The organism is Pseudocitrobacter sp. CD920760 (assembly GCF_057782505.1).
The window spans coordinates 1-5,381 of sequence record NZ_JBWXSY010000004.1 but is presented as its reverse complement, the minus strand read 5'-3'; the positions used below and the strand labels follow the sequence as shown (position 1 = coordinate 5,381).

Annotated in this window: 6 protein-coding genes; 4 read left to right on the top strand and 2 right to left on the bottom strand. The window is 42.2% G+C overall.

Annotated features, from left to right (window positions below; translation table 11 throughout):
* The first annotated feature begins 446 nt into the window (after nt 1-446).
* The 3 genes from AC1MKH_RS25925 (at nt 447) to AC1MKH_RS25915 (ending at nt 1,722) form a co-directional block, all read left to right on the top strand.
* Complete coding sequence (locus AC1MKH_RS25925; protein WP_001041614.1) at nt 447-638, top strand: Rop family plasmid primer RNA-binding protein; 192 nt, start codon at nt 447-449, stop codon at nt 636-638.
* A 470-nt stretch (nt 639-1,108) separates the two neighbouring features.
* Nucleotides 1,109-1,300 (top strand): Rop family plasmid primer RNA-binding protein, encoded by a 192-nt coding sequence (locus AC1MKH_RS25920; protein ID WP_032421723.1) that lies wholly within the window; start codon nt 1,109-1,111, stop codon nt 1,298-1,300.
* A complete protein-coding gene (locus tag AC1MKH_RS25915; RefSeq protein ID WP_061500298.1) occupies nt 1,300-1,722 on the top strand; it encodes a helix-turn-helix domain-containing protein in 423 nt (140 codons plus the stop codon). Before AC1MKH_RS25920 ends, AC1MKH_RS25915 begins: the two co-directional genes overlap by 1 nt.
* An 841-nt stretch (nt 1,723-2,563) precedes the next feature.
* Here the strand turns inward: AC1MKH_RS25915 and AC1MKH_RS25910 are convergent.
* Both AC1MKH_RS25910 and AC1MKH_RS25905 read right to left on the bottom strand, forming a co-directional pair.
* Nucleotides 2,564-3,445 carry a hypothetical protein gene (locus AC1MKH_RS25910; protein ID WP_080816743.1) on the bottom strand — a complete coding sequence of 294 codons (882 nt, stop codon included), beginning with the start codon at nt 3,443-3,445 and terminating at the stop codon, nt 2,564-2,566.
* Nucleotides 3,429-3,680, bottom strand: coding sequence for a helix-turn-helix domain-containing protein (locus AC1MKH_RS25905; protein WP_214680577.1), 252 nt, complete (start codon nt 3,678-3,680; stop codon nt 3,429-3,431). The genes AC1MKH_RS25910 and AC1MKH_RS25905 overlap by 17 nt, the downstream gene beginning before the upstream one ends.
* Before the next feature lie 126 nt (nt 3,681-3,806).
* Between AC1MKH_RS25905 and AC1MKH_RS25900 the strand changes: the two genes are divergently transcribed.
* A complete protein-coding gene (locus tag AC1MKH_RS25900; protein WP_128306716.1) occupies nt 3,807-5,060 on the top strand; it encodes a DNA methyltransferase in 1,254 nt (417 codons plus the stop codon).
* Nucleotides 5,061-5,381 lie beyond the last annotated feature (321 nt).

Sequence of the window (5,381 nt, the reverse complement as noted above, 5' to 3'; positions counted from 1 at the left end):
GTCGGACTGAACGGGGGGTTCGTGCATACAGTCCAGCTTGGAGCGAACTGCCTACCCGGAACTGAGTGTCAGGCGTGGAATGAGATAAACGCGGCCATAACAGCGGAATGACACCGGTAAACCGAAAGGCAGGAACAGGAGAGCGCACGAGGGAGCTACCAGGGGGAAACGCCTGGGATCTTTATAGTCCTGTCGGGTTTCGCCACCACTGATTTGAGCGTCAGATTTTCGTGATGCTTGTCAGGGGGGCGGAGCCTATGGAAAAACGCCCCGGCGGGGCGTGGCCTTTTCGCCCTTGTCCTTAGCTTTCGTTATGCTTACCGTTACGTTATCTGCTTATCTTCCCTCCGCTCGCCGCAGACTCATGACCGAACGGAGTGAGCGAATGAGCGAGGAAGCGGAAAACCATCAGAACGTACAGTAAGCACTTTCGCGCCGGGGCCTTCATGAACAAACAACAAAAGACTGCCGTTAACATGGCTAAATTCATCCAGGATCAGTCCCTGCTTCTTCTGGACAGGCTTAATGAGCTGGATCTGGATCATGAGGCTGATTTCTGCGAGAAACTCCATGAGGATGCGGAACGCCTTTACCGAAGCCTGTCAGCGCGCCTGAATGAGCAGCAGGACGGTGCGTAATGGCTCCGTTCTGGGTATTACCGGAGTAATACCGGCATCGCCTTAATTTTCATTGTGTTAGCGCTTAACATTATTACCCCGGTAATACCCAGAATCCCTGTATTTTTTCTTTTTTATTTATTTTTCATGAAGTTGCGATGAAAATCGCGGCTGCGTTAGGTGTATGACCATTTTGAGGTTGAAAAATAATCAACCATGGCGGGTGATTTACGCAGGTTAAGGGGCGTCGGTGACAAAAAAACGTCATTAACGACCTCGTTCATGCTCGCATGAACGGATTATTTTTCCGGACTACAGGTAAACTACAGAAAGACTACAAAAGCTGATGACTTAATCCTGATTTTTAGTGCGATGACTACAGATAAACTACAAAATAACTACAGGATTACCTCAGATCCGTTCTCTGAACCATTCGTACATCCGACCCCCTTACCGGTTTTACACTGAGCACTGATGCTCTGAGGTCCCTTATGACGAAACAACAGAAAACAGCGCTGAACATGGCTAAATTCATCCAGAATCAGTCTCTGCTCCTGCTGGAGAAGCTTAACGAGCTTGATCTCGATGCTGAGGCCGACCTTTGTGAGAAACTCCACGATGATGCGGAGCATCTTTTCCGTACACTGTCCTCGAGACTGGATGAATTACAGGATGGTAACTGATGGCCAGAGTGTCTATTAGTGAAGCAGCACGGCTTGTTAAGGTTAGTCGCCCTACTATTTACAAGATGATTAACAGTGGTAAGTTAAGTTACACCTCTGTTGTAAAGCACGGGAAGGGTATTAAAGTTATTGATACATCAGAGCTTATTAGAGTGTTTGGTTCTCTTGATGGTGTCATCGATACTGTAAAATATGATGTAAAAAGTGACGCAGAATCTACAGGTATTAACAGCGTTGGTTTACATGATTTACAACATAGAATCGCTTTACTTGAAGCTGAAAACGATGGTCTTAAAGGGGCTGTTAAGGCTCGAGATGAGCATATTGATTCCCTTCGTCAGGCTATGCAGCTTCTGGAGCACAAGCACGAACCTTCTTCACCACCCCATTCCCCGTGGTGGAAATTCTGGAAAAAATCCTGATCCCGCCATGCTTGAGTTTTCCTCTCCGGCCATCCCGGGGCGTTCCTGAACCTTCCCAAAAATCGCCAGATCCGGGAACACTCCTCACCACGAAAAATACCCACACACCACGCAAAATTAAAATTTTGCAGATAACTCCTTATTATCAGTTGGTTAGGTTTTATTAAATTACGCAGTATTACCTTCTGTAAGGTCAATCCAAGTCGTCGGTGATTCGTGTACGACTTGCCGACGACTCGTCATAGAGTCATCGACGACTCACTCCACACTATCAGTAACTTATGACGACTTGACTCTAGAGTCGAATCGTCGCTTTGGCGTTTTTATGACCGTGGTGACTCTAGAGTCAAGTCACGAGTCGAATCGCCGGTGAATCGTGTGGTGAGTCGTCCGGCGACTTGCCATAACGTGATTGCCGGCCGTCGACGAACCCGATTCCTGAACGTGCTGACAGCGGGTTTTCCGGCTGCGCCGGCAACGCTTCACGGCCACGCAATAAATTGCGTCCCCGTTCACCGTTTTCGGGTAAGAAGAACATCGGAAACAGGACTTACCCCGGCTGAATGGCGTGAATTTTCGCGCTATGCACTTGCGTGCATACTCATGCATGCCGTAAAAACAGAGCCTGCGCGTTTCTGGCGGGTTTTCGGGTGGTTTGTTGCCTGTTTTACCGGTTTCCCGTCAGAAACGCGCTGAGAGCGTCTGAGGTGGTGCGGGCAACGGATGTTATGGTAAATCCGGGAGGTTGAAGAAGGTTTGTTTTTTTTCAGTTTTCATCCCAGCCAATGGTTAACCTATGAAATCATTGGCTAGGTTTATTTAATATCTAAAAAAAAATAATTTAGACTGAAAAAAATTCACGTCCTTCATCATCTTGGTAAACGGCCAAGCCGGTTTTCTGGTCATTTAATTTTTTTCTCTCCAAAAAATATATACTTCCAGTGTTAGATAAAAATCCTACTTCTTGAGAGAAGTCGTCTGGTGCAAAACCTATGCCTACTAGAGGAAGGGCGATTTGATTTTTATAAAATCTTTGCTTTAATTCTTGGAACGAACCATTTCTATTGCTGGCTGGCCATATCCTGGTGGCAGAGTTTGCTTTGTCAATGCTAGTTATAAAGCACCCGCCATCTATTGCCCCTTGCTGGAATAGGTTGTTAAGTTTATTTATTGCCCTGAAAGAGCTTGAAACGTTACCAGTTTCGAATTCAACACCAATTGTGTATATATGATCTACATTGCTCGATTTGAAAAGATGTTGAGTTTTAGGTAGCGTAGGGATACTAAAGCAACCTCTATCTATATACATCCCATAAAACATAGGAAATAAATTGTAAATGGCACTTTTATGCAAGCCCTGTAACTCTATATATTCTTTTGCTACATCAATTACATCTTTTTCTTCTTTTAATTTATAAGATAATCCAGAATAATTAATTCTCATTAACCCATCAAAACTCTGATCAAGGAGTTTTGTCTCACCTTGGCATCCGTTATAGCCAGATAAGTTTTTCTGGAAAAGCTTAGATATATAACTTGCTGAATTCATTACGCATGGTTTTATGTTGCCGTCTTTCTGCTTTCGGAAAAATATTTTGTCATTTATTACGAATTTTTTCCCATCTGTAGTTATTCCTTCGAGAGAAGAGCATATAGTGCTGCGTATTTTGTTTGATATATCTCCAGGGAAAAAACCGTCATCGAGTTCAATCGTAGTCTTCATTGTTGACTTCAATTCCTTTTAAAAATAATTCAGGTTTAACTTGCAAAGCTTTTAAAACTTGAAGAAGTTGAAATAACGAAATCTGTTGTTGGCCATTCTCTATGCGAGACAAGGTGGCTCTATCTATGCCTGTTATATTTTGAAGGTCTGTCTGGCTTAATCCGTGTTGACATCTGGTAATGCGTAAGCGATTACCTATGATCTGGCCAAATTTTTCCCTGTTGATTTTGTTCAATCTAATAGCTCCTGGAGCCTATGGACCGCTGAATGCTACCAATCTAGGGATTGATAGGGAGTGACAGATCTTCACGGATATGAGATCCTATGGGTATGCTTTATTGATAAATGTGCAGAGAAATTTATGAGCTATTCAGATCAGTTTTTAAGAGCGTTGGGCGAGTTAGGTGAGGCAGGAAGAGCTTACAGGTCGATAAGTAAAAAAACAGGTATTCCTGTCGATAGGCTAAAGTATTATAATAAAAAAAACATAATACCTAGCGGAAAAGATCTTCAGGCTCTCCACGATGCTTATAATATAAGTGAGCTATATTTTCAGATAGCCATGGGGCATTTAGATATGAATGCTCTGGAGGTAATTCAGCAGAATGCTGATGAAGTATTCAGTTTATTAAGCTCATTGAAGAAGGATTCTCATGTTTCAACTAGCAAAACCAAATTGGATAGCGTGCTAAAAACGAAACATGGAACCCTTTATCAAGGGGATTGTATTGACGTCGCTAGAAATATAACAAGCGACAGTGTAGATATGATTTTTGCCGATCCACCATTTAATCTGGACAAACTTTACCCTTCTAAAATGGACGATAATTTAAAGGAAGAGGAATATTTAAAATGGACTCAATCTTGGCTAAGTGAGTGCATAAGGATTCTCAAGCCTGGAGGCAGTTTGTTTTTATGGAATCTTCCTGTGTGGAATAGTAAAATATCTAGTTTCTTACATGGTAGATTGAACTTTAGGCATTGGATTGCTACTGATATAAAATATAGCCTCCCTATTCAAGGAAGGCTATATCCTTCTCACTATTCATTGATGTATTTTGTAAAGGGTGAGAAGCCTAATTATTTTTCTCCAGATCGGCTTCCTGCTCAAGTTTGTCCTAAGTGCTATTCTGATCTTAAAGATTATGGAGGGTATAAAAATAAAATGAATCCCTTAGGGGTCAGCTTGACGGATGTTTGGTTTGATATACCTCCAGTGAGACATAAAAAATATAAAAAACGGGATGGATCAAATGAATTAAGTATTAAGCTTTTAGATAGGATTATTGAGATGTCGACTAAGGAAGGTGACCTTGTTTTCGATCCTTTTGGTGGGTCAGGAACTACATATGCTGTTTCTGAAATTAAAAAAAGGAACTGGATTGGGTCAGAAATTGATAGTTGTGAAATAATAAAAGAAAGATTTATTAATATTGACATGGAAAGGGATTATTTAAATGAGATAAGATCAAAAATAAATTCTTTGTTCCCGGATTTTATCAAAAAGCAACGAGAGTCTCGCGGGTTGTGGACTGATGAAACCTTTTCTAAACAAGAGGTTAAGTTAGAGAAAAAGGCTAGCGAGCAGTTTGGTTTTTTTGATGAAGAGAAGTAAATCCTTGTAGGAAATGGTAAGCATCAACCCGAGCATTGACGATAATATTTGAAACGAGTATCTTCAGAAACGAAAAAACCACCTGGGGAGGTGGTTTTTCGAAGGTTCAGTAAGTTGGGGAACTTCTGAACCGTGGTAACAGTCTTGTGCGAGACGTGTCACCAAATTCGTCCTTCCAGTGTAGCCTCAGTTAGGGCACCACTTCAAGAACTCTCGATACATCTCTCGCACATTCTGTCTACCAATGGCTACCGCCACTGGCGATTTGTCGTGTCTTTCCGGGTTGGACTCAAGTTGATAGTTACCGGAACGGGCGTGGTA